Source organism: Amycolatopsis sp. NPDC043885 (assembly GCF_056435685.1).
This window is the reverse complement of record NZ_JBWKEA010000001.1, coordinates 473,451-493,380: the sequence shown is the minus strand read 5'-3', so window position 1 is coordinate 493,380 and position 19,930 is coordinate 473,451. Positions and strand designations below refer to the sequence as shown.

Below are 19,930 nucleotides of genomic sequence, written 5' to 3'. Positions count from 1 at the left end.
GATGAACGCCCAGAACGACGTGGCCGAGGCTCTGCCGACGGCTTACGCGCGGGCTCGCTTCGTCCGGGACTCGCCTACCAAGGTGCGCCGGGTGATCGAGCTGATCAAGGGACGTAGCGCCGCCGACGCCTTGGCCGTGCTCCAGTTCGCCCCGCAGGCGGCAAGCGAGCCGGTCGCGAAGGTGCTCGCCAGCGCCGTGGCCAACGCCGAAAACAACCTCGATCTCGACCCGGACACCCTCTGGGTCAAGAACGCCTACGCCGACGAGGGCCCGACCCTCAAGCGCATCCGTCCGCGGGCCCAGGGCCGCGCGTACCGGATCCGCAAGCGGACCAGCCACATCACCGTCGAGGTGGAGTCGCGTCCGAAGGCCGAGGCCAAGAAGGCACAGGGCAAGAAGAAGGCAGGTGGCCGGTAGTGGGCCAGAAGATCAACCCGCACGGCTTCCGCCTGGGTATCACCACGGACTGGAAGTCGCGTTGGTACGCCGACAAGCAGTACGCGGAGTACGTGGCCGAGGACGTCAAGATCCGGAAGCTGCTGTCCACGGGCATGGAGCGCGCCGGGATCTCCAAGGTCGAGATCGAGCGCACCCGTGACCGGGTCCGCGTCGACATCCACACCGCCCGGCCGGGCATCGTCATCGGCCGTCGCGGCGCGGAGGCCGACCGCATCCGCGGCGCGCTGGAGAAGCTGACCGCCAAGCAGGTCCAGCTGAACATCCTCGAGGTCAAGAACCCCGAGGCCGACGCCCAGCTCGTCGCTCAGGGTGTCGCGGAGCAGCTGAGCAACCGTGTGGCGTTCCGCCGCGCGATGCGCAAGGCGATCCAGACCTCCATGCGTTCGCCGCAGGTCAAGGGCATCCGCGTGCAGTGCGGCGGTCGTCTCGGCGGTGCCGAGATGTCCCGCTCCGAGCACTACCGCGATGGCCGCGTCCCGCTGCACACGCTGCGTGCCGACATCGACTACGGCTTCTTCGAGGCCAAGACGACGTTCGGTCGCATCGGCGTGAAGGTGTGGATCTACAAGGGCGAGCTCGTGGGTGGCCTCAAGGCCAAGGAGGCGCGTGACGCCGCCGCGGCCGCCGAGCGTGCCCCGCGCCGTGACCGTGGTGACCGTCCGTCCCGACCGCGCCGTTCCGGCTCGTCGGGCACGACGCCGACCTCGACCGAAGCCGGTCGGGCTGCCGCCGCCGCCAAGAGCGACGACGCCGCCCCCGCGGCCACCGAGGCCCCGGCTGCTGAGACTGCAGAAAAGACGGAGGGCTGACACGTGCTCATCCCGCGCAGGGTCAAGCACCGGAAGCAGCACTCCCCGAAGCGCCACGGTGCCGCCAAGGGCGGTACGAAGGTGAACTTCGGCGAGTACGGCATCCAGGCGCTTGAGCACAGCTACGTGACCAACCGGCAGATCGAGTCCGCTCGTATCGCCATGACGCGTCACATCAAGCGTGGCGGCAAGGTGTGGACGACCATCTACCCGGACCGCCCGCTGACCAAGAAGCCGGCGGAAACCCGCATGGGTTCCGGTAAGGGTTCGCCCGAGTGGTGGATCGCCAACGTGAAGCCGGGCCGCGTGATGTTCGAGATCTCGTTCCCGAACGAGGAGACCGCCCGCGAGGCGCTCCGTCGCGCGATCCACAAGCTGCCCATGAAGTGCCGCATCGTGACCCGTGAAGGTGGTGAGTTCTGATGGCGAAGGCAGGTGCCGCCCAGGCATCGGAGCTGCGTGAGCTCACCGCGGAAGAGCTCGTTCTGCGTCTGAAGGAATACAAGGAGGAGCTCTTCAACCTCCGCTTCCAGATGGCGACCGGACAGCTCGACAACAACCGCCGTCTGCGCACCGTCCGTACGGACATCGCGCGGATCTACACGGTCATGCGCGAGCGTGAACTCGGCCTGTCCGTTTCCCCTGACGCCGAGAGTGAAGGTGCCGCATGAGCGAGCAGCCCAACGCTGAGGCGGCCCCCCGCAACGACCGCAAGGTCCGTGAGGGTTACGTCGTCTCGGACAAGATGAACAAGACGATCGTGGTCGAGCTCGAAGACCGCAAGAAGCACCGTCGTTACGCCAAGGTTCTCCGCAGCACCAGCAAGGTCAAGGTGCACGACGAGAACAACGAGGCGGGCGTGGGCGACCGGGTCACCCTGATGGAGACCCGCCCGCTGTCGGCGACCAAGCGCTGGCGTCTGGTGCAGATCGTGGAGAAGGCCAAGTAAGTAGGGCTCTCTGAGTCCCTTAGTTCCGCAAGGCTCGCGGCTGAAACATCGAAAGATGAACGCGAGAACCAGCGCGACATACAGGAGTAGACGTGATCCAGCAGGAGTCGCGGCTTCGGGTTGCCGACAACACGGGCGCGAAGGAAATCCTTTGCATCCGCGTTCTCGGTGGCTCGGGGCGGCGCTACGCGGGCATCGGCGACATCATCGTCGCCACCGTGAAGGACGCCATGCCGGCCGCCGGCGTGAAGAAGGGTGACGTCGTCAAGGCGGTCATCGTTCGCACGCGCAAGGAGCGCCGTCGTCCGGACGGTTCTTACATCCGCTTCGACGAGAACGCTGCTGTGCTCATCAAGAACGACAATGAGCCCCGCGGCACCCGCATCTTCGGGCCGGTCGGCCGCGAGCTGCGCGACCGAAAGTTCATGAAGATCATTTCGCTCGCGCCGGAGGTGTTGTAGAGCATGAAGGTGAAGAAGGGCGACACGGTCGTCGTCATCGCCGGCAAGGACAAGGGTGCCAAGGGCAAGGTCATCCAGGCCTACCCCGAGCGCGAGCGCGTGCTGGTCGAGGGCGTGAACCGGATCAAGAAGCACACGCGGATCTCCCAGACCCAGCGCGGCGCGCAGTCCGGCGGCATCGTCACGCAGGAAGCGCCCATCCACGTCTCGAACGTGATGGTCGTCGACTCCGACGGCAAGCCGACCCGGGTGGGCTACCGCATCGGCGAGGACGGCAAGAAGGTCCGGGTCTCGCGCCGGAACGGTAAGGACATCTGATCATGACCACCGCAGAGAAGATCGCCCCGCGCCTCAAGGTGCGGTACCGCGAGGAGATCAAGGGGCAGCTCCAGCAGGAGTTCTCCTTCGAGAACGTCCACCAGATCCCGGGCGTCGTCAAGGTCGTCGTGAACATGGGTGTCGGTGACGCCGCCCGTGACAGCAAGCTGATCGAAGGCGCCATCCGCGACCTGGCCGCGATCACCGGGCAGAAGCCCGAGGTTCGCAAGGCTCGTAAGTCCATCGCGCAGTTCAAGCTGCGTGAGGGCCAGCCGATCGGCGCGCGCGTCACGCTGCGCGGCGACCGGATGTGGGAGTTCCTCGACCGGCTGCTGACCATCGCGCTGCCGCGTATCCGTGACTTCCGCGGGCTTTCGCCGAAGCAGTTCGACGGCAACGGCAACTACACGTTCGGTCTCAACGAGCAGTCCATGTTCCACGAGATCGACCCGGACGCCATCGACCGCCCGCGCGGTATGGACGTCACTGTCGTCACCACCGCCAACACCGACGACGAGGGCCGCGCGCTGCTTCGCAAGCTCGGCTTCCCGTTCAAGGAGAACTGAGTCGATGGCCAAGAAAGCACTGGTCCACAAGGCCGCGAAGACGCCGAAGTTCAAGGTTCGCGGTTACACGCGTTGCCAGCGGTGCGGTCGCCCGCACTCGGTGTTCCGCAAGTTCGGGCTCTGCCGGATCTGCCTTCGCGAGATGGCACACGCGGGCGAGCTGCCCGGCGTCCGCAAGTCCAGCTGGTAAGAGTCTTTTTTAACTCCCACTTCGCCACAGGCCCTGCACGTACCGCAGGGAACCAGGGCGAGAAAGGTTGACAGGTCACCATGACGATGACCGACCCCATCGCAGACTTCTTGACCCGTCTGCGTAACGCGAACTCGGCGTACCACGACGAGGTCGTGCTTCCCCACTCGAAGATCAAGGCGAACATCGCCGAGATCCTCAAGCGCGAGGGTTACATCTCGGGCTACCGCGATGAGCCGGGCGAGAAGCACAAGAACCTCGTCGTGGAGCTGAAGTACGGCCCCAACCGTGAGCGCAGCATCGCCGGCCTCCGCCGCGTGTCCAAGCCCGGCCTGCGGGTCTACGCAAAATCGACCGAACTGCCGTCGGTTCTCGGTGGCCTCGGCGTCGCGATCATCTCGACGTCGTCCGGCCTCCAGACCGACCGTCAGGCCAAGCGAAACAGCGTGGGCGGCGAAGTCCTCGCCTACGTCTGGTAAGGAAGGGGGCAAAGACATGTCACGCATTGGAAAGCTGCCGGTCGCCGTCCCCTCCGGGGTCGAGGTGACCATCGAAGGTCAGCAGATCAAGGTCAAGGGGCCCAAGGGCACCCTTGAGCACACCATCGCCGAGCCGATCACCGTCGAGAAGGCTGAGAACGGCACGCTCGAGGTGAAGCGTCCCGACGAGGAGCGCACCAGCCGTGCCCTGCACGGTCTCACCCGGACGCTGGTCAACAACCTCGTCGTCGGTGTGACCGAGGGCTACGAGAAGAAGCTCGAGATCCACGGTGTCGGTTACCGCGTGCAGGCCAAGGGCTCGGACCTCGAGTTCGCCCTCGGCTACAGCCACCCGGTGAAGATCGAGGCCCCGGAAGGCATCACCTTCAAGGTCGAGACCCCCACCCGGTTCTCGGTCTCGGGCATCGACAAGCAGAAGGTCGGCCAGATCGCCGCGGTCATCCGCAAGCTGCGCCGCCCGGACCCGTACAAGGGCAAGGGCCTGCGCTACGAGGGTGAGAAGATCCGCCGCAAGGTCGGAAAGACGGGTAAGTGATCATGAGCGACACGACTACGAAGCGCAAGCCGGTCGGCAAGGACATCTCGACCCGCCGCCGCGTCGCGAAGGCCCGTCGGCACTTCCGCCTTCGCAAGAAGATCAACGGCACGGACCAGCGTCCGCGCCTGGTCGTCAAGCGTTCGTCGCGGCACATCGCCGTGCAGCTGATCGACGACCTCGCCGGCAAGACCCTGGCGTCGGCGTCCACCCTCGAGGCGGACGTCCGCGCGCTGGAAGGCGACAAGAAGGCCAAGGCCGCCAAGGTCGGGGAACTCGTCGCCGCCCGCGCCAAGAACGCCGGTGTCTCGACCGTGGTGTTCGACCGTGGTGGCAACGCCTACCACGGCCGCATCGCGGCGCTCGCCGACGCCGCGCGTGAGGCGGGGTTGGAGTTCTGATGCAGCAGATGCTCGTGAATGGAAGGAAAGCCTGATGCCGGGACGTACACGGCAATTCGGCGGTGGCCAGGGTGGACCCGGCGGGCAGGGCGGCAACGACCGCAATGACCGTCGCGACCGCCGTGACCGGCGCGACAGCGGCCGTGGCGGGGCCGGCCAGGAAAAGACCCCGCACCTCGAGAAGGTCGTGACGATCAACCGCGTCGCCAAGGTCGTCAAGGGTGGTCGTCGCTTCAGCTTCACCGCCCTGGTGGTCGTCGGTGACGGCGACGGTCAGGTCGGCGTCGGCTACGGCAAGGCCAAGGAAGTTCCCGCGGCCATCGCCAAGGGCGTCGAGGAAGCGAAGAAGAACTTCTTCCGCGTTCCCCGCGTCGCCGGCACCATCCCCCACCCGATCCAGGGTGAGGAAGCCGCCGGTGTCGTGCTGCTCCGTCCGGCTTCGGCCGGTACCGGTGTCATCGCCGGTGGCCCGGTGCGCGCGGTGCTGGAGTGCGCGGGTGTCCACGACGTGCTGTCGAAGTCGCTCGGCTCCGACAACGCGATCAACATCGTGCACGCGACCGTGGCGGCCCTGAAGGGGCTGCAGCGTCCCGAAGAGGTCGCGGCCCGCCGCGGTCTCCCGCTCGAGGACGTCGCGCCGGCTCGGATGCTGCGCCAGCGCGCGGGCCAGGGGGTCTGACATGACTCAGCTCAAGGTGACCCAGGTCAAGAGCAAGATCGGCACGAAGCACGCTCACCGCGAGTCGCTGCGCACCCTCGGGCTGCGCAAGATCCGCCAGAGCGTCGTGCGTGATGACACTCCCGAGGTGCGCGGCCTTATCCACACCGTCCGCCACCTGGTGGAGGTCGAGGAGGTCAAGGCATGACTGCCATCAAGATCCACCACCTTCGTCCGGCTCCGGGCGCGAAGCGCGACAAGATCCGCGTCGGCCGTGGTGAGGGCTCGAAGGGCAAGACCGCCGGTCGCGGTACCAAGGGCACCAAGGCCCGGAAGAACGTGCCCGCCGGTTTCGAGGGTGGGCAGATGCCCATCCACATGCGGCTGCCGAAGCTGCGCGGCTTCAAGAACCGGTTCCGCACCGAGTACCAGCCGGTGAACGTGGGCGACATCGCCCGCGTCTTCCCGGAGGGTGGCAAGGTCGGCGCCGAGGAGCTCGTCGCGAACGGTCTGGTCCGCAAGGGCAAGCTCGTGAAGGTGCTCGGCAACGGCGACGTGAACGGCGTCAAGCTGGACGTCACCGCCGACGCTTTCTCCGGCTCCGCCAAGGAGAAGCTCTCCGCCGCCGGTGGCTCCGCCACCACGCTCTGAGCTTTCTTCGCTCGCTTCACCGAAAGGCCCGCCCGGCTCCGCCCGGCGGGCCTTTCGCTTGCGCTCGGCCGACCTGCGTTTCGCGGGCTAATCGCGATCTGGCCCGTTCCGCCCCGCCCTCCCGCCGACCTGCGTTTAGCCCCCTGATCGCGATCCGGGCGGCGGGCACCTGGGCGACCGCCAGATCGCGATTAGGGGGCTAAACGCAGGTCGGCCACTGCGGCCGCGAGCGTGGCGGAGGGGTGCCTGAGCTGGAAGGATCGTGAGGTGGCCATACCTCCCGGGCAGGACCCGCAGCTCTTCCAGCAGCCGGACGCCCCGCCGATCGTCGTGTCGGTTTCCGGCTCCATGGATCCCTTAGTGGAGCCGGCGCGATCTGACAGGCTCGAGCCCCGCAGACTGGTCGCGGCGGGCTTGGCCGCTCTGGCTCTGGTCCTGACCCTCGTAGGCTGCCTCTTCCCGCTCTTCAAGACCGAGCATCGGTTCGCCTTCGACGCCAGCGAACAGCTCCTGATCGTGTTCGTGCAGAGCGCGTGGGACACGACGGCGACACAGACCAACGAACCTGCTTTCACCACGTCGACGTCCCCTCTCGGTATCCCGCTCCTGGTCGCCGCGGTGCTCCTTCTGGCGGCCACGATCGTCAGTACGCGGGCAGCCGGGCGTCTACGCCCGGGTGCAATGGACAGGTGGGTCACCACCATCGCGGCAGTGTTCCTCGCCGGCGTCGTCAGCAGCATCGCCACGCTGAGCGGCGGGCGCCAGCTGGGAGAAGACGTCAAGGTGACCCTGACACTCGAAGCGGGTATGTGGGCCCTCTTCGCCGCGGTCGTCGCCGCAGTGAGTGCGGCGGTCATGAGCCACCGCGTCCAGGACGAAGACGTCCCGATGAGTGGCGACTCGGCTCTCACGGAAATGCCCACACCGAAGGACGGCATCTCCATGACGGTGCTCCCACCGGAGCCTCCGGACTATTCAGCCTTCGCGCCGCCGCCGGACCCCGGCGCGAAAGAGCGCGATTAGCCCGCTAAACGCGCTCGCGGTCGCCGATACGGTGAGGGAGGAGGTGACCGATGACTTGGGCGGTGGTCTTTTTCGGAGCGGCGGTCCTCGTGGCTTTTACGCCAGGGGCGAACAATCTGCTCGGCATGCACCACGGCATGACACAGGGGGCCTGGAAAGGGCTCGCCGGACTGTTAGGCCGATTGGCCGCATTCACGGTGCTGATCGCGGCCGTCGCCGCCGGACTTGGACGGCTCCTCGCGGCTTCGGAGCTTGCACTCACAGTGATCAAATGGGCCGGCGTCGCCTACCTGGTCTGGATTGGCGGGCGCCTGCTGTGGTCGACGTTCCGTGCCGGCGGCACCGCACTGGTCCAGGCGCCGCGAGGCACTGAATCCGTACCCGCGCTCCGGATCGCGAGGAAGGAATTCGTCGTCGCGATCACGAATCCGAAGGCGATTCTCATCTTCACGGCGTTCGTACCCCAGTTCATCGACGCAGCTCACGGCTCCTTTCCTGCCCAGATCGCGATTCTCGGCGCCGTCTACCTGCTCGCCGAGTTCGTGGCGGGCGCGACCTACGTCGGTGCGGGCGCGCTCGTGAAGTCGCTCCAGCTGTCCCGCCGGGCGACTCGCAACGTCGATCGCGGCACCGGCGTCGTGCTCCTCGGCATGGCGGGCGCCCTCGCCACTTCGGGCTCCTGATCACGGTGCGTTCAGCGGGCTAAGTGCGATCCGGCGGCCGGAAAAGTGAGGGACGGCAAGGCGATCTGTCAAGGTTCCGGAGCGAGAAGCGGCAGTCGATCAACCCCGCGGACCAACCTTCGTCCGGAAAACCCACACGCACTGCGGACACGCCCCGTGAAGCTGTTAGAGTCGGCGACGCGCTTCGGGACGAGTGTGCCCCGAAGCGTTCCTGGCTTGTGCCAGAAAGCTGTGTGTTCCCGCCGGCCCCAGGCCGGCCAAGCCGATCGTCGGTAAGACAGCCGACGACGCCGAGGAGGTTCCCCGCGTGCTCAGCGCCTTCCGCTCGGCTCTAGCGACGCCGGATCTACGTAAGAAGATCCTGTTCACGCTAGCCATCGTCGCGGTCTACCGAATCGGTGCCACCATCCCGGCCCCGGGCATCTCGTATTCCGCCGTGCAGCAATGCACGGAGACCGGGTCGCAGGAGGGCGTCTATCAGCTGCTGAACCTGTTCAGTGGCGGTGCGCTGCTGCAGCTGTCGCTGTTCTCGACCGGCATCATGCCGTACATCACGGCGAGCATCATCGTCCAGCTCCTCACCGTGGTCATCCCGCGGTTCGAGGAACTGAAGAAAGAAGGCCAAGCCGGCCAGGGCAAGCTGACCCAGTACACCCGGTACCTGACGATCGCCCTCGCGATCCTGCAGGCGACCGGTGTGGTGGCACTCGCCGACCGCAAGCAGCTCTTCCCGCAGTGCGACACCGCGATCATCCCGGACAACAGCGTCTACACGCTGGCCATCATCGTCATCACGATGACCGCCGGTACCGCCGTCATGATGTGGCTGGGTGAGCTGATCACCGAGCGCGGCGTCGGCAACGGCATGTCCGTCCTCATCTTCCTGAACATCGCGGCCCGCATTCCGATCGAGGGTGGCAACATCCTCAGCAGCGCCGGCCCGGTGGTCTTCACCCTGATCTGTGTGTTCGGCCTGGTGATCATCGCCAGTGTCATCTTCGTCGAGCAGGGCCAGCGCCGGATCCCGGTGCAGTACGCCAAGCGCATGATCGGCCGCCGCATGTACGGCGGGACCTCGACCTACCTGCCGATCAAGGTGAACCAGGCCGGTGTCATCCCGGTCATCTTCGCCTCGTCGCTGCTCTACCTGCCGGACCTGATCAGCCGCCTCGTCGGCGACGCCAACAGCAACGCGGGCTGGCAGGTCTTCATCCAGAACTACATCGTCAACCAGTCCAGCTGGGCGCACGTCCTGCTGTACTTCGCGTTGATCATCTTCTTCACGTACTTCTACATCACGATCACGTTCAACGTGGACGAGCGTGCGGAAGAAATGAAGAAGTTCGGTGGCTTCATCCCGGGTATCCGCCCGGGCCGACCCACCGCGGAGTACCTCAGCTACGTCCTCGGCCGGATCACCCTGCCGGGCTCGCTGTACCTGGGCATCATCGCGATCCTTCCGAACTTCTTCCTGTCCGTCACCGGCAGCGGGAACAACCAGAACTTCCCGTTCGGCGGCACGGCTGTGCTGATCATGGTCGGTGTCGGTCTCGACACCGTGAAGCAGATCGAAAGCCAGCTGATGCAACGTAACTACGAAGGGTTCTTGAAGTGACGCGCCTGGTTCTCGTTGGCCCTCCTGGCGCGGGCAAAGGTACTCAGGCGGTAGCACTGTCGGAGAAGCTCCGGATCCCGCACATCTCGACCGGCGATCTGTTCCGCGCCCACGTGGGCGAGCAGACGCCGCTGGGCCAGGAAGCCAAGCGCTACCTGGATTCCGGCGAACTCGTGCCCGACTCGGTCACGAACGAGATGGTGCGCGAGCGCCTCGCCGAACCCGACGCCAAGGTCGGTTTCCTGCTCGACGGGTTCCCCCGGAACACGAAGCAGGCCGACGTCCTCGGTGAGATCCTCGGCGAGGTCGACGCCAAGCTCAACGCGGTCATCCAGCTCCAGGTCTCGGAAGACGTCGTCGTCGATCGGCTGCTGTCCCGCGGCCGTTCGGACGACACCGAAGAGGTCATCCGCCGCCGTCAGCAGATCTACGTGTCCGAGACCGCTCCGTTGCTCGAGTGCTACTCGGACATCCTGGTCAGGGTCGACGGCGTCGGCTCGGTCGACGAGATCTCCGCCCGCGTGCTGGAAGCGCTGCGCGACCGCACGTGAATCTCGGAGGACTGCGTGTACTGCAACGGCTTCGTCGTGGGCGCATGATCGAAATCAAGACCCCGGGCGAGCTTCAGGCGATGCGGGCCGCCGGCCTGGTCGTCTGGCGCACTCTCACCGCGGTGCGTGAGCTAGCCAAGCCGGGGGTGACCACGGCCGATCTCGACGAACTCGCCGAGCAGACGATCCGTGACGCGGGTGCGGTGCCCTCGTTCAAGGGGTACCACGGCTTCCCGGCGTCGATCTGCGCTTCGGTGAACGAGCAGATCGTGCACGGCATCCCGTCGAAGACCCAGGTCTTGAACGACGGCGACATCATTTCGGTGGATTGCGGCGCCATCCTCGACGGCTGGCACGGCGACTCCGCGGTCACTCTCGCGATCGGCGAGGTGTCGAAGGCGGATCTCGCGCTCTCGGCCGCCACCGAGGCGGCGATGTGGGCAGGGATCGCCGCGGTGTCGTCCGGTGGAAGGCTCACGGACATCTCGCACGCGGTGCAGACCGCGGCCGAGAAGGCCGGCCGGGAAGACGGCGTCGAGTACGGGATGATCGTCGAGTACGGCGGCCACGGCATCGGGCGCCAGATGCATATGGACCCGTTCCTGCCGAACCTGGGCAAACCGGGCAAGGGGCCGCGGCTCAAGACCGGCATGGCGCTCGCGATCGAACCCATGCTGACCGGTGGTGGCGGGGAGACCGTCGAGCTCGAGGACGGCTGGACCGTCGTGACCGCAGACGGCTCGCGGGCCTCGCACTGGGAGCACACCGTCGCGATCACCGACGACGGCCCGTGGGTGCTGACCGCCCCCGAAGACGCCTGACCTCCCCCTTCACTCTCCAGATCGCGTTTAGCCCGCTAAACGCAAGTACGCCCCCGGATCGCAGTTAGGCCGCTAAACGCAAGTGCGTCCGCTGGCCAGCGGAGCGCCCGGGCCTTCCGCCGAGGCGTCCGCGCGCTGGCACCATCGGTGCACCTCGCCCGCCGAATGCCGCAGGTCACGGACCCGCCGGATCGCGTTTAGCCCGCTAAACGCAGGTCGGCGAGGGCGTACGATGGGGAAGGCCGCATCAGGCGGGCTCAAGGGGTCACCTAACACAGTCACCCCCGTTTGGGGCTCGCGACACGGGTTGCGTACACTGTCAAGTCGGTGTACTCATCGCGCCCGGATCCTGCGCGCTCGTGAATTCTCGCGAACGGACATTGGACCCGGGCAGGAGTGTGCCGATGCACCACCCAGCCAAGCACTCAAGCTTTGACTGATCACACAGTGTAGCGACAGGAAATGCGGAGGACATGGGCAAGAAAGACGGGGCCATCGAGGTCGAAGGCCGCGTAGTCGAGCCGCTCCCCAACGCGATGTTCCGCGTCGAGTTGGAGAACGGCCACAAGGTCCTTGCACACATCAGCGGCAAGATGCGGCAGCACTACATCCGCATCCTGCCCGAGGACAGGGTTGTCGTGGAGCTCTCGCCCTACGACTTGTCACGTGGTCGCATCGTCTACCGCTACAAGTGATCACGACGAGTTAGCACAAGCAGGAGAGCAGGAGACGTGAAGGTCCAGCCGAGCGTCAAGAAGATCTGCGACAAGTGCAAGGTGATCCGCCGTCACGGCCGGATCATGGTGATCTGCGAAAACCTGCGGCACAAGCAGCGGCAGGGCTGATCACTCGCACTCGTACAGAGTGGATTGACGGCTACACAATCTCCCCGCACCTGCCGGGCCGTGCGAACGGCCCGGTTCACCCCCGGACTTCAGGCCGGGGCCGGGACACCCGAAGCGCAAGCCGAGGGCACGACAGGCGAGTCGGTCCCGGGACCGGACGGGGAGCAGACCTGAAGATGAATTCTATGAAGGAGCATCAACGCCAATGGCACGACTCGCTGGCGTAGACCTCCCCCGCGAAAAGCGGTTGGAGATCGCGCTGACCTACATCTACGGCATCGGCCGTACCCGCTCGAAGCAGCTCATCGCGGCTGCCGAGCTCAACGCGGACACTCGCGTCAAGGATCTGAGCGATGACGACCTCGCCAAGCTGCGGGTCTACATCGAGGAGAACTTCAAGGTCGAGGGTGACCTTCGCCGCGAGGTGAACGCCGACATCCGTCGGAAGATCGAGATCGGGTGCTACGAGGGCCTTCGCTGGCGCCGCGGACTTCCCGTCCGTGGTCAGCGCACCAAGACGAACGCCCGCACCCGTAAGGGTCCGAAGAAGACGGTCGCCGGCAAGAAGAAGGCTGGCAAGAAGTGAGCGTCCAGGGCAAGAAGGTCGTGCAGATGGGCGGCGTCCGCCGTCGTGGCTCGGCTTGTGTCTCGCCCAAGGCGCTCTACGCCCGCCCGATGGCGCTCCGCAACCTGTACACCGACGCCGGTTCGATCATCCGGCGCGGACAGGCCGAAGCGGTCGCCGCTCACCAAGAGAACGCGCGCTAACAGGAGAACCCTCAAAACATGCCACCGAAGTCTCGTACTGCGGCGGGGGCCAAGAAGGTCCGCCGTAAGGAAAAGAAGAATGTCGCGCACGGTCACGCGCACATCAAGAGCACCTTCAACAACACCATCGTCTCGATCACGGACCCGACCGGTGCCGTGATCGCGTGGGCGTCGAGTGGTCACGTGGGCTTCAAGGGCTCGCGTAAGTCCACCCCGTTCGCCGCGCAGATGGCCGCCGAGAACGCCGCCCGCAAGGCTGCCGAGCACGGCATGAAGAAGGTCGACGTTTTCGTGAAGGGCCCGGGTTCGGGCCGCGAGACGGCGATCCGCTCGCTGCAGGCGGCCGGCCTCGAGGTCGGCACCATCCAGGACGTGACCCCGCAGCCTCACAACGGCTGCCGCCCGCCCAAGCGGCGCCGGGTCTGAGGAACGGGGAGGAGTAAGAAGAAATGGCTCGTTACACCGGCCCCGCGACGCGTATTTCGCGTCGCCTCAAGGTTGACCTCATCGGCGGCGACCAGGCTTTCGAGCGTCGCCCCTACCCGCCGGGCCAGCACGGCCGCGGGCGCATCAAGGAGTCCGAGTACCTCCTGCAGTCGCAGGAGAAGCAGAAGGCTCGCTACACCTACGGCGTTCTCGAGCGTCAGTTCGTCCGGTACTACAAGGAAGCCGTCCGGCGTCCGGGTAAGACCGGTGAAAACCTGCTGCAGATCCTCGAGTCCCGGCTGGACAACGTGATCTACCGCGCCGGCATCGCCCGCACCCGCCGTCAGGCGCGTCAGCTGGTGAGCCACGGCCACTTCCTGGTCAACGGCGTCAAGGTCAACGTCCCGTCCTACCAGGTCACGAAGTGGGACATCATCGACGTGCGGCCGAAGTCGTTCGCGATGCTGCCCTTCGTCGCGGCCAAGGAGTCTTTCGGCGAGCGTCCCGTTCCCGCGTGGCTCCAGGTCGTTCCGTCCAACCTCCGTGTGCTGGTCCACCAGCTCCCGGAGCGCGCTCAGATCGATGTTCCGGTCCAGGAACAGCTGATCGTCGAGCTCTACTCGAAGTGATCCACCATCGGGCCGGGGTTTCCCCGGCCCGATGTGGGCACGGGCGGCGGCGCCCGGAGTGCGCCGCCGCTTCGCCATCCCTTTCGGTGTCATATGGCGGGCGCCGTTTGGAAAGGAATTAGGAAAGATGCTGATTTCCCAGCGACCGGCTCTCGGCGAAGAGACGGTCAACGAGACCCGCTCCCGGTTCACCATCGAACCGCTGGAGCCCGGCTTCGGCTACACGCTCGGCAACTCGCTGCGGCGCACGCTGCTGTCGTCCATTCCTGGCGCGGCCGTGACGAGCATCCGCATCGACGGCGTGCTGCACGAGTTCACCACCGTTCCCGGGGTGAAGGAAGACGTCACCGACATCATCCTGAACCTCAAGGAGCTCGTGGTCTCCTCGGAAGAGGACGAGCCGGTCACCATGTACCTGCGCAAGCAGGGCCCCGGTGAGGTCACCGCCGCCGACATCGTGCCCCCGGCCGGTGTCACCGTGCACAACCCGGATCTGCACATCGCGTCGCTGAACGGCAAGGGCAAGCTCGAGATCGAGCTCGTCGTCGAGCGCGGCCGCGGTTACGTTCCGGCCCTGCAGAACAAGCAGGCGGGCGCGGAGATCGGCCGAATCCCGGTCGACTCCATCTACTCCCCGGTGCTGAAGGTGACCTACAAGGTCGAGGCGACCCGTGTCGAGCAGCGCACCGACTTCGACAAGCTGATCCTGGACGTGGAGACGAAGCCGTCGATCACGCCGCGGGACGCTGTCGCGTCGGCCGGTAAGACGCTGGTGGAGCTGTTCGGTCTCGCGCGCGAGCTGAACGTCGACGCCGAAGGCATCGAGATCGGCCCGTCGCCGCAGGAGGCGGACACCATCGCCGCCTACGCGATGCCGATCGAGGACCTGGACCTCACCGTCCGGTCGTACAACTGCCTCAAGCGCGAGGGCATCCACACCGTCGGCGAACTGGTCTCGCGCAGCGAGGCCGACCTGCTGGACATCCGCAACTTCGGTGCGAAGTCGATCGACGAGGTCAAGCTCAAGCTCGTCGGTCTCGGCCTCGCGCTGAAGGACAGCCCGCCCGGGTTCGACCCCACCGCGGCCGCGGCCAGCTACGACGGTGAAGGCTGGTCCGAGGGCGTCGACAGCATCACGGACGGAATTTCGGACAACGGCCACGACGATGGCCAGGACTACGCAGAGACGGAGCAGCTGTAAGGCCAGCTTCGGCTCCCTCACCGGTAGGGGTGGGGGAGCCCCGGCCTCCAGCTGTGAGCTGAACGAGGAGAACCGATGCCCACCCCCACAAAGGGACCCCGTCTCGGCGGGTCGCCCGCGCACGAACGGCTGATCCTGGCCAACCTGGCCACCCAGCTGTTCGAGCACGGCAAGATCACGACGACCGAGGCGAAGGCCCGGCGGGTGCGCCCGCTGGCCGAGAAGCTGATCACGAAGGCGAAGCGGGGTGACCTGCACAACCGTCGTCAGATCCAGCGCATCGTGCGCGACAAGGACGTCGTGCACAAGCTGATCGCCGAGATCGGTCCGTTCTTCGCGGAGCGTCCGGGTGGCTACACCCGGATCACCAAGACGATGGCGCGCAAGGGCGACAACGCCCCCATGGCCGTCATCGAGCTGGTGGCCGAGAAGACCGTCACCGCCGAGGCCGAGGCCGCGCGCAAGACGAAGTTCGCCAAGGACGAGCCGAAGGCTTCCGCCCCGGCCGCCGAGGAGACCACCGAGGCCACTGAGGCTGCCGACACGGCCGCCACCGAGGTTCCGGAGGCCACCGAGGCTCCCACCGCCGACGAGGCCGCTGAGGCCCCCGCCGCGGACGCGGACAGCAAGAAGGACTGACGTCCTGACGGCACCGAACACCCCGGACGAGCCCGCCACTCCCACCGCGGAGGGCGGGCTCGTTCGTCTGCGTCTGGACATCGCCTACGACGGCACCGATTTCTCGGGCTGGGCGCGGCAGCCCGGGCGGCGGACGGTGCAAGGAGTCCTTGAAGAGGCGCTCGCGAAGCAGTCTCCAGGAGCCTCGGTCCCGAAGTCCGTCGTCGTTGCCGGCCGCACCGATGCCGGTGTGCACGCGGCCGGCCAGGTGGTCCACGTCGACGTGTCGCCTTTAGGGGGCAAAACGCGATCCGGTCGCCTGGAAGTGGACGAGCAGGGCATTCCTGAGCTGGGGCGGATGCGTCACCGCTGGAATCGGTATCTGCCGGGCGATGTGCGGGTGCTGGATGCCCGGGTCGCGGCGCCTGGGTTCGACGCGCGGTTCTCGGCCGTGCGGCGGCATTACCTATACCGCGTTTCGGACGCGCCGTGGGGCGTGGATCCGTTGCGACGTCACGACACTCTGGCCTGGGGCCGTCCGCTCTCGATCGAAGCGATGAACGAGGCGTCGGCGGCTCTCATAGGGCTTCAGGACTTTGCGGCCTTCTGCAAGCAGCGTGAGGGCGGGACGACCATCCGCGAGCTGCAGCGGCTCGAATGGCGGCGAACCGGACCGCACGCGGTCGAGGTCGCGGTCTCCGCAGACGCGTTCTGTCATTCGATGGTGCGCAGTCTGGTGGGGGCGCTGCTCTTGGTCGGTGACGGCCGCCGTCCGCTGGACTGGCCCGGTGACGTCCTGGAGAGCCGGACGCGCGACAGCGCCGTGGCTCCCGCGCACGGCCTGACGTTGATGGCGGTCGACTACCCGCCGGACGCCGACCTCGCCTCGCGTGCCGATCAAACGCGCGCCATGCGCACTCCCTCCTGACCCGGCCGCGGCGCGGTTAGCGGGCTAAACGCGCCGCGGCGGCGGGCCCGCCAGACGGCCTCGACGATGCCTTTGAAGTCGTTCGCCAGGTCTTCCGCGGTGACGATGACGAAACGCCAGCCTTCGGCCTCCACGCGTCTTCGGCGTTTGCGATCGTGGGCTCGTTGTTTCGCTGTGTTGTGCCATCGGCCGTCGTATTCGACGGCGACCTTGAACTTCTCGTCCCCCAGGTCGAGGCGGGCGAGGAAATGACCGGTTCGGGCGATGACCTCGAGTTGAGGTGTCGCCGTAATGCCGCCGGCGGCCAGCACGATGCGGAGCTCCGATTCCGGAGGTGACTCCGCGCGAGGATCGGACAGTCGTAAAGCATGTCTGGCCAAGCGGATTCCCCTGTTGCGGCGGCCGTAGAACTCCCTGTTGAGATGCAGATCGGTCAGGCTCTCGGCTCTCATGAACTGATCGAGATCCGGCACGCCGATACGTAGCCGTCGCACCCAGCCGGATTTGCGGGGAGAAAGCCGAAGCAGCAGATCCAGCGCGATCCGGCTTTTCCGCGCGATGCGAATGCCGTTCCACGGCCTCGATTCTTCGGGTTTGACCTCGGTACGCCGGACCTTGATGCCGACTATCGGGCCGAAGCGGTATTTCTCCGGTACGACCATCTCGACCGGATCGTTGGGTTTGGCCAGTTCGACGCCTTGAACTGTCGCGGCAGATCGCCCGGTCAGCACCGCTTCGGGAGGCGCCAGCAACGCGGCTCCTCGGCAGCGCAACTCATGCGTGACCTCGACATCTGCGTGGGTGTAGACGTCCTGGAACAACCGCCGGACGCTCGAGCCGCGTAGCTGGCTGGCCGTGATGAGGCCCGCCTTGCGCGCCTCCGAGCCGCGGAAGACGTCGGGAAGATGAGATGAATCGAAGGGTTTGGTCATGGCGACACAGTGATCGACATGACCGACAACCCATGGCTGTGACCGTCTGTTCGAGGGTGCTTTATCCACAACCCCCTGCCTATTCACAGCCGGCACGATCACCCCTTGACGGACACGCCCCACGCCCCGGATCGCGTTTAGCGGCCTAACCGTGACGCGGGCGGACGCAAAACGGGGGCACCGTCCGAAAAGGACAGTGCCCCCGCAGAGCACGATTAGCCCGCTAAAGTCGACGCGGGCGGGTTAGTCGCCGCGGCGCACAGGGCCCAGGATCTGCTGCTCTTTCGCCGTGGTGACCAGGCGAAGAGGGCGCCAGAGGTTTCGGCCCAGAGCGACGACCTGGTCGTCCTTCAACGTCGTGAGCTGCTTCATCATCTGGGGCGGGAGCCGCCAGATCCGGGCGGCCAGCTCGGCTTGTCCTGGCGGGAGCCGCTGCATCAGCACCAGGTCGGCCGCGTTCGCGGTCGCCCCGGCCTGCGGGTGCAGGTACGGCAGCACGTAGATCGTCGTCTGCCACGGCGACCGCGGCGGGAACAGGTCCTGCGGCGTCGGGCCACCATCGGTCACCACGAGCAGCGGCGCGTCCTCGGAGGGCCGCGGAAGGTCCACCGGCGACAGCCGCCGGATCTGCACCAGCGGCGAAGGCCTGCCGTTGGGCTGGTTCCCCGCGGCCTGGGGGAGCACCTGCCACGCGGCCGGTCGCCCGGTCGCCACGACGACCCACGCCCCGACCGCCATCGCCCGCAGCGCCACCTGGCGAGCCAGGTAGAGACCACCGACGAGCACGATCCGGGTCGGAGTCGAGCGCAGCGCGGAGATCGTCAGCGGCTCGCCCTTGAGCCCGGAGCCGAGGACGATCCCGCCGCGATCACCCGAAGGGCTGATCGCGTCCAGCATCGCCGGGTCGACGGTGAATTCCGGGGCGACACCGGCGCTCTGGCCTGCGTCGCGCATGCGGGTGCTCATGCCGTGCCTCCGATCGGCAAAGTCGCGGAGAACCCGGAGATCTGCAGACCGCGCAGCGGCGTCAGCGTCACACCCAGCCGGTCCGAGATGCCCTGCAGCCGCTGGTCGGCCGCGTCCAGTTCCCGCGGGTTCCGCGCGCTCAGGCGAACGATTCCCCGCAGGCCGATCTTGCCTTCGTCCGCGGACGGCGAGATCGACATCGCCACCGTCGCCGACAGCGCGCGGACACTGGTCAGCGCGTTCAAGCTGCCGCTGATCTTGCCCTTCGGCCAGCTGGTGATGGCGTAGCTCGCGTGTCCGATACCGGCAGCGGTGACGCCGGTCCAGCGTTCCTGCAGACCGACCTTCCCCTGTGAACCGGCGACCGCGGTGAGTTCCGCAGCCGAAATGCTGGACCGCAGCAGCTCGTCCGGGTCGAGCGGCCGCGTCGGCACACCCTGCGATTCCAAGGCGTTGCGCACCCGCGAGAGCGCGCCGATCAGGGCGCGATGCGCACCCACGACGCCGCCGCCACGTTCGCGGATGGCGGCGGGGCACCGGCGCGGGTCGAGCCTGATGGCGACCCACGTCGTCCGCCGCGCCGCCGCGGGAAGCGGGCCGAGCACCTCCATGTAGGAGCTGAGGGCAGGCGAGTCCGACGGAAGCGCGGCGCTGCCCGGGTAGCAGTGCCAGATCATCTGGATCGAGTCGAGGACCACACCGCGGTCTTCGAGGCACGGCGCGAGCGCGGACAGCGGCAGGCTCGGTGCGCCACCCGCCTGGGTGATCAGCGCGGGCGCGGGCTCGACGAGCAGGACGGCGGTCCACGTCCCGTCGTTCCACGCGATGCCGACCTGCTGGCGTTCGTGGTCCACGCCGTGCGCGACGACGAGATCGGGAACGGCGAGGCGAAGCAGGTTCACGCGGGCGTCGTCGGGACCGGTGACCGCGTCCTCTTCGGCCGCGAGCGACTCGATGCTGCTCGGCGGAAGCGGATTCGCCACCCGATCGTGCGAACGGAACGTGTACCGCATGGTGAGTCCAGCCCATTGGGTGAACCAGCGGCCGCCCCAGCGCAGGAACGCGATGACGATCGCGAACGCGAGCACGCCGATCGCGACGTACTTGAGCTTCATGTCGATCGCGAGCAGGACCAGGCCGATCGCGAGCCCGAGTTCGAGCACGACCAGGTTCGCCACGGGCAGCGGGCCGAGGTTGATCCCGCCGGTCCGGCGTCGAGCGGGCGCGGCGATCCGTACCGCCGGAGCGGGCGGAGGACCGGACTGCGGGCCGGGGCCGCCGGACGGAGGACCGCCCGGGCCACCTGGCCCACCAGGTCCGCCGGGACCTCCAGGACCACCAGGTCCGCCGGGGCCCTTGGGCCCTCCTGGACCACCGGGGCCGCCAGGACCCTGCGGTCCGCCAGGCCCTCCAGGGCCCCCGGGAC

General features: G+C 67.0%; 32 protein-coding genes. 29 read left to right on the top strand and 3 right to left on the bottom strand.

Annotated elements, in window-relative coordinates:
• The first annotated feature begins 1 nt into the window (after position 1).
• The 29 genes from rplV to truA all read left to right on the top strand — a co-directional run bounded on the left by rplV (position 2) and on the right by truA (position 16,606).
• Positions 2-418: a 50S ribosomal protein L22 gene (gene rplV / locus AC069I_RS02515; RefSeq protein ID WP_005166780.1), complete on the top strand. Its 417-nt coding sequence runs from the start codon at positions 2-4 to the stop codon at positions 416-418.
• Positions 418-1,269 carry a 30S ribosomal protein S3 gene (gene rpsC, locus AC069I_RS02510; RefSeq protein ID WP_340684758.1) on the top strand — a complete coding sequence of 284 codons (852 nt, stop codon included), beginning with the start codon at positions 418-420 and terminating at the stop codon, positions 1,267-1,269. The genes rplV and rpsC overlap by 1 nt, the downstream gene beginning before the upstream one ends.
• 3 nt (positions 1,270-1,272) lie before the next feature.
• The gene (rplP, locus tag AC069I_RS02505) at positions 1,273-1,692 is read left to right on the top strand and encodes a 50S ribosomal protein L16 (protein WP_005166782.1); all 420 of its coding nucleotides are present in this window, start codon (positions 1,273-1,275) and stop codon (positions 1,690-1,692) included.
• Positions 1,692-1,940: a 50S ribosomal protein L29 gene (gene rpmC / locus AC069I_RS02500; RefSeq protein ID WP_007031040.1), complete on the top strand. Its 249-nt coding sequence runs from the start codon at positions 1,692-1,694 to the stop codon at positions 1,938-1,940. Before rplP ends, rpmC begins: the two co-directional genes overlap by 1 nt.
• Positions 1,937-2,218, top strand: a complete 282-nt coding sequence (gene rpsQ / locus AC069I_RS02495; RefSeq protein ID WP_007031041.1) for a 30S ribosomal protein S17 — start codon at positions 1,937-1,939, stop codon at positions 2,216-2,218. The genes rpmC and rpsQ overlap by 4 nt, the downstream gene beginning before the upstream one ends.
• A gap of 92 nt (positions 2,219-2,310) precedes the next feature.
• Positions 2,311-2,679, top strand: a complete 369-nt coding sequence (gene rplN, locus AC069I_RS02490; protein WP_005166785.1) for a 50S ribosomal protein L14 — start codon at positions 2,311-2,313, stop codon at positions 2,677-2,679.
• A gap of 3 nt (positions 2,680-2,682) precedes the next feature.
• Positions 2,683-2,997, top strand: coding sequence for a 50S ribosomal protein L24 (rplX, locus tag AC069I_RS02485; protein WP_005166786.1), 315 nt, complete (start codon positions 2,683-2,685; stop codon positions 2,995-2,997).
• Between the two features lie 2 nt (positions 2,998-2,999).
• A complete protein-coding gene (gene rplE, locus AC069I_RS02480) occupies positions 3,000-3,563 on the top strand; it encodes a 50S ribosomal protein L5 (RefSeq protein WP_007031042.1) in 564 nt (187 codons plus the stop codon).
• A gap of 4 nt (positions 3,564-3,567) precedes the next feature.
• A complete protein-coding gene (locus tag AC069I_RS02475; protein WP_005166789.1) occupies positions 3,568-3,753 on the top strand; it encodes a type Z 30S ribosomal protein S14 in 186 nt (61 codons plus the stop codon).
• Positions 3,754-3,833: 80 nt separating this feature from the next.
• Entirely contained in the window at positions 3,834-4,232 is a 399-nt protein-coding gene (gene rpsH / locus AC069I_RS02470) for a 30S ribosomal protein S8 (protein ID WP_007031043.1), read from the top strand.
• 16 nt (positions 4,233-4,248) lie between these two features.
• Positions 4,249-4,788 carry a 50S ribosomal protein L6 gene (gene rplF, locus AC069I_RS02465; protein WP_034304256.1) on the top strand — a complete coding sequence of 180 codons (540 nt, stop codon included), beginning with the start codon at positions 4,249-4,251 and terminating at the stop codon, positions 4,786-4,788.
• Positions 4,789-4,790: 2 nt separating this feature from the next.
• Positions 4,791-5,189 carry a 50S ribosomal protein L18 gene (rplR, locus tag AC069I_RS02460; protein ID WP_007031045.1) on the top strand — a complete coding sequence of 133 codons (399 nt, stop codon included), beginning with the start codon at positions 4,791-4,793 and terminating at the stop codon, positions 5,187-5,189.
• 34 nt (positions 5,190-5,223) lie between these two features.
• Positions 5,224-5,868 carry a 30S ribosomal protein S5 gene (rpsE, locus tag AC069I_RS02455; protein ID WP_007031046.1) on the top strand — a complete coding sequence of 215 codons (645 nt, stop codon included), beginning with the start codon at positions 5,224-5,226 and terminating at the stop codon, positions 5,866-5,868.
• A gap of 1 nt (position 5,869) precedes the next feature.
• Positions 5,870-6,055, top strand: coding sequence for a 50S ribosomal protein L30 (gene rpmD, locus AC069I_RS02450; RefSeq protein ID WP_007031047.1), 186 nt, complete (start codon positions 5,870-5,872; stop codon positions 6,053-6,055).
• Complete coding sequence (gene rplO / locus AC069I_RS02445; RefSeq protein ID WP_034304258.1) at positions 6,052-6,498, top strand: 50S ribosomal protein L15; 447 nt, start codon at positions 6,052-6,054, stop codon at positions 6,496-6,498. Before rpmD ends, rplO begins: the two co-directional genes overlap by 4 nt.
• Before the next feature lie 267 nt (positions 6,499-6,765).
• Positions 6,766-7,521 carry a hypothetical protein gene (locus tag AC069I_RS02440; protein ID WP_478264695.1) on the top strand — a complete coding sequence of 252 codons (756 nt, stop codon included), beginning with the start codon at positions 6,766-6,768 and terminating at the stop codon, positions 7,519-7,521.
• A gap of 50 nt (positions 7,522-7,571) precedes the next feature.
• The gene (locus tag AC069I_RS02435) at positions 7,572-8,204 is read left to right on the top strand and encodes a LysE family translocator (protein ID WP_478264694.1); all 633 of its coding nucleotides are present in this window, start codon (positions 7,572-7,574) and stop codon (positions 8,202-8,204) included.
• Positions 8,205-8,511: 307 nt separating this feature from the next.
• Entirely contained in the window at positions 8,512-9,819 is a 1,308-nt protein-coding gene (gene secY / locus AC069I_RS02430) for a preprotein translocase subunit SecY (protein ID WP_034304262.1), read from the top strand.
• The gene (locus AC069I_RS02425) at positions 9,816-10,370 is read left to right on the top strand and encodes an adenylate kinase (RefSeq protein ID WP_478264693.1); all 555 of its coding nucleotides are present in this window, start codon (positions 9,816-9,818) and stop codon (positions 10,368-10,370) included. The genes secY and AC069I_RS02425 overlap by 4 nt, the downstream gene beginning before the upstream one ends.
• A gap of 44 nt (positions 10,371-10,414) precedes the next feature.
• Positions 10,415-11,191, top strand: a complete 777-nt coding sequence (gene map, locus AC069I_RS02420) for a type I methionyl aminopeptidase (RefSeq protein ID WP_340684754.1) — start codon at positions 10,415-10,417, stop codon at positions 11,189-11,191.
• 473 nt (positions 11,192-11,664) lie between these two features.
• Positions 11,665-11,886: a translation initiation factor IF-1 gene (gene infA, locus AC069I_RS02415; protein ID WP_005166804.1), complete on the top strand. Its 222-nt coding sequence runs from the start codon at positions 11,665-11,667 to the stop codon at positions 11,884-11,886.
• A 36-nt stretch (positions 11,887-11,922) separates the two neighbouring features.
• On the top strand, positions 11,923-12,036 hold the full coding sequence (gene rpmJ / locus AC069I_RS02410; RefSeq protein WP_004558882.1) for a 50S ribosomal protein L36: 114 nt from the start codon (positions 11,923-11,925) through the stop codon (positions 12,034-12,036).
• Positions 12,037-12,241: 205 nt separating this feature from the next.
• A complete protein-coding gene (rpsM, locus tag AC069I_RS02405) occupies positions 12,242-12,622 on the top strand; it encodes a 30S ribosomal protein S13 (RefSeq protein WP_005166805.1) in 381 nt (126 codons plus the stop codon).
• Positions 12,619-12,804, top strand: a complete 186-nt coding sequence (locus AC069I_RS02400; RefSeq protein ID WP_034304268.1) for a hypothetical protein — start codon at positions 12,619-12,621, stop codon at positions 12,802-12,804. Before rpsM ends, AC069I_RS02400 begins: the two co-directional genes overlap by 4 nt.
• An 18-nt stretch (positions 12,805-12,822) precedes the next feature.
• Positions 12,823-13,230 carry a 30S ribosomal protein S11 gene (gene rpsK, locus AC069I_RS02395; RefSeq protein ID WP_004558885.1) on the top strand — a complete coding sequence of 136 codons (408 nt, stop codon included), beginning with the start codon at positions 12,823-12,825 and terminating at the stop codon, positions 13,228-13,230.
• Between the two features lie 23 nt (positions 13,231-13,253).
• Positions 13,254-13,859 carry a 30S ribosomal protein S4 gene (gene rpsD / locus AC069I_RS02390; RefSeq protein WP_007031054.1) on the top strand — a complete coding sequence of 202 codons (606 nt, stop codon included), beginning with the start codon at positions 13,254-13,256 and terminating at the stop codon, positions 13,857-13,859.
• Between the two features lie 127 nt (positions 13,860-13,986).
• Complete coding sequence (locus AC069I_RS02385) at positions 13,987-15,060, top strand: DNA-directed RNA polymerase subunit alpha (protein WP_005166811.1); 1,074 nt, start codon at positions 13,987-13,989, stop codon at positions 15,058-15,060.
• Between the two features lie 75 nt (positions 15,061-15,135).
• Positions 15,136-15,699 carry a 50S ribosomal protein L17 gene (gene rplQ / locus AC069I_RS02380; RefSeq protein WP_478224970.1) on the top strand — a complete coding sequence of 188 codons (564 nt, stop codon included), beginning with the start codon at positions 15,136-15,138 and terminating at the stop codon, positions 15,697-15,699.
• Between the two features lie 73 nt (positions 15,700-15,772).
• The gene (gene truA, locus AC069I_RS02375; RefSeq protein WP_478265148.1) at positions 15,773-16,606 is read left to right on the top strand and encodes a tRNA pseudouridine(38-40) synthase TruA; all 834 of its coding nucleotides are present in this window, start codon (positions 15,773-15,775) and stop codon (positions 16,604-16,606) included.
• Here the strand turns inward: truA and AC069I_RS02370 are convergent.
• The 3 genes from AC069I_RS02370 to eccE form a co-directional block, all read right to left on the bottom strand.
• On the bottom strand, positions 16,576-17,538 hold the full coding sequence (locus tag AC069I_RS02370) for an endonuclease domain-containing protein (protein ID WP_478224971.1): 963 nt from the start codon (positions 17,536-17,538) through the stop codon (positions 16,576-16,578). The genes truA and AC069I_RS02370 overlap by 31 nt on opposite strands.
• Before the next feature lie 243 nt (positions 17,539-17,781).
• On the bottom strand, positions 17,782-18,504 hold the full coding sequence (locus AC069I_RS02365; protein ID WP_034304279.1) for a hypothetical protein: 723 nt from the start codon (positions 18,502-18,504) through the stop codon (positions 17,782-17,784).
• Positions 18,501-19,682 (bottom strand): type VII secretion protein EccE, encoded by a 1,182-nt coding sequence (eccE, locus tag AC069I_RS02360; RefSeq protein ID WP_478224972.1) that lies wholly within the window; start codon positions 19,680-19,682, stop codon positions 18,501-18,503. Before eccE ends, AC069I_RS02365 begins: the two co-directional genes overlap by 4 nt.
• Between the last annotated feature and the right edge of the window lie 248 nt (positions 19,683-19,930).